This is a genomic window from Mycobacterium sp., from assembly GCF_036273375.1.
In the GTDB taxonomy this organism is placed as follows: domain Bacteria; phylum Actinomycetota; class Actinomycetes; order Mycobacteriales; family Mycobacteriaceae; genus Mycobacterium.
In genome coordinates, this window is the sequence record NZ_DASUHS010000119.1 from 1 (window position 1) to 2,548 (window position 2,548).

At 65.0% G+C, this 2,548-nt stretch carries 2 protein-coding genes and 1 pseudogene; 1 reads left to right on the top strand and 2 read right to left on the bottom strand.

Annotation, left to right across the window (positions count from 1 at the left end; all coding sequences use genetic code 11):
* Window positions 1-122: 122 nt before the first annotated feature.
* Window positions 123-1,604 carry a GntP family permease gene (locus VFW69_RS11850; RefSeq protein ID WP_526501406.1) on the bottom strand — a complete coding sequence of 494 codons (1,482 nt, stop codon included), beginning with the start codon at window positions 1,602-1,604 and terminating at the stop codon, window positions 123-125.
* An 11-nt stretch (window positions 1,605-1,615) separates the two neighbouring features.
* Window positions 1,616-2,118 (bottom strand): annotated as a pseudogene (locus VFW69_RS11855) (gluconokinase).
* Window positions 2,119-2,242: 124 nt separating this feature from the next.
* Between VFW69_RS11855 and VFW69_RS11860 the strand changes: the two are divergent.
* Window positions 2,243-2,548: FadR/GntR family transcriptional regulator (locus VFW69_RS11860; protein WP_526501404.1), on the top strand; the 306-nt coding region annotated here is incomplete at its 3' end.

The following is a 2,548-nucleotide window of genomic DNA, read 5'->3' on the forward strand; positions in this document are numbered from 1 at the left end:
GCCTTGCTCAACAGCCGATCGAACTCGGCCCGCTGCCGATGTGTGCACCGCACGTGTGCTCCGCACGCAGGTGGTCAAGGGCAGACCTGGTGATCGGTACAGATCACCAGGTCAGCAGTCCGTCAGATCACCAGGTCCAGCAGCAGGACTACGCCCAGTCCGCTCACCGACAACAGGGTCTCCATCAACGACCACGACTTGATGGTCTGCCCCACGGTCATCCCGAAGTACTCCTTGACCAGCCAGAATCCGGCGTCGTTGACGTGTGAGAAGAACAGCGAGCCGGCGCCGACGGCGAGCACCACCAGCGAGACCTGGCCCGTGCTCATGCCCTCGACCAGGCCGATTATCAGCGACGAGGCCGTAATGGTGGCGACGGTCGCTGAACCGGTGGCCAGGCGGATCAGCACCGCGAGGATCCAGGCCAGCACGATGACCGGGAAGTGGGCGCCCTCGGCCCACCGCGCCAGCAGCGTGCCGATACCGCTGTCCACCAGGACCTGCTTGAAGCCGCCGCCGGCGGCCACAATCAGGATGATTCCGGCGACCGGCGGCAGTCCCGACTCGATGGCCATGGTCAGGTGTTTGCGGGTCATGCCGGCGCCCCGGCCGAGGGTGATCATGCCGACGATCACCGCGATCAGCAGCGCCAGCAGCGGGGTACCCACGGTGTCGAAAATCCGCCGGAACCATTGGGTGTCGTCGTCGATGAAGATGTCGACCAGGGCCTTGCCGAGCATCAACACCACCGGCAGCAGCACGGTGAACAGGGTGATGCCGAAGGAGGGACGGCGCCGCTCGGTGCGGACCTGCGTGCTACCGGGCTCCTCGCGCACCTGCGTGCCACCGCCCTCGGTGCGCACCTGCGTGCCACCGTTACCGCCCTCGTCGGCAAAGGTGTCCGGGTCGAAGGTGTGGGGCGCTTCGACCACGACCCATTTCCCGGCCAGCTTCCCGAACAGCGGGCCTGCCACGATGATCGTCGGGATCGCCACCGCGACACCCAGGGCGAGCGTGATGCCCAGGTCGGCGTTGAGTAGGCCAATGGCGGTCAGCGGGCCCGGGTGCGGGGGCACGAATCCGTGCATCGCGGACAGGCCGGCCAGAGCGGGGATTCCGACGGTGATCAGCGACAGCTGGGAGCGGCGCGAAACGAGGTAGATCACCGGCATCAGCAGCACCAGGCCGATCTCGAAGAACATCGGCAATCCGATGATCGCCCCCACCAGCGCCATCGCCCAGGGCAGGGCACGCGGCGATGCGTGCCCGACGATGGTGTCGACGATCTCATCGGCACCACCGGAGTCGGCCAGCAATTTGGCGAACATCGCGCCCAACGCGATCAGGATGCCGACGCCGGCCGCCGTCGAGCCGAACCCGTCGGCGAAGGATTTCAACACCTTCTGCAGGTCCTCACCCGCGACGATGCCGACCGTCAACGCGCCGAAGATCAGCGCGAGGAACGGGTGCAGCTTGACCACGGTGATCAAGACGACGATCACCGCGATACCGGCAAGGAAAGCCAGTATCAGCTGCCAACCGGACGCGACAGGTTCGGCGAGCTTGGGGGCGTCGTCGGCGAGGATCGTGATCGCCTCGCCCATCATGAAGGTCATCAGTTCTCCTGTTCGGTGGAGCGAGTCAAATAGTTCTCGACGACGGCGTCGATGTCCTGATCGACGTCGACGACGACGCCGTGTTCATCCGCTTCGAGCGGCTCGAGGGTGTCGAACTGGGATGCCAGCAGAGAGGCCGGCATGAAATGCCCGGGTCTGCTGGCCTGTCTGCGACCGATGACCTGCGGTGACCCGCTCAGATGCAGAAAACGGACCTGTGGGCAGTGCTTGCGCAGTTGATCGCGGTACTTGCGTTTGAGTGCCGAACAGCTCATGACACCGCCGTCGTCGCGGTGCTCGGCCAACCACTCCCCGAGATCTCGAGCCACGGGTAGCGGTCCTCGTCGTTCAGCGCGTGACCGGCCGACATCTTCGCGACGTTGGCCTCGGGATGGAAATCGTCGGCGTCGGCGAACGGCACACGCAGGCGCTGCGCCAGCGCGGCGCCCACGGTGGATTTGCCCGAGCCGGACACCCCCATAACGACTATCGGTGATTTCATATCCTCTACCTACTCTGTTGTGCTGGACGCCACACAGCATTCCCTAATGATCATACGATTGCAAGTAGATATCGATAAGATATGCTCTTTAGTTCTTAACCTCCAGTTATGGCAGGATGTATCTGTGACCGCGCCGCCAAACGTCGGAGAGTTGCACGCCAATCTTGTCGACGCCCTCGGCGCCGGGATCGTGTCCGGCCACCTGGCGCCTGGGCAGGTACTCAACCTCGACGGTGTCAGCGCCGAGCATGGGGTGTCGCGCAGCGTCGCGCGGGAAGCGATCCGGGTGCTGGAGTCGATGGGCATGGTGGCCTCGCGCCGTCGGGTGGGCATCACCATCCAGCCAGCCGTGCAGTGGAATATGTTCGACCCCAGGGTGATCCGCTGGCGCATCGGCGCCGGGGACCGGGCGGCCCAATTGGTGTCACTG

Bases quoted from the DNA above. Each gene is read 5' to 3' on its own strand.
- VFW69_RS11850 (WP_526501406.1), bottom strand. From the start codon at position 1,604: ATGGGCGAGGCGATCACGATCCTCGCCGACGACGCCCCCAAGCTCGCC.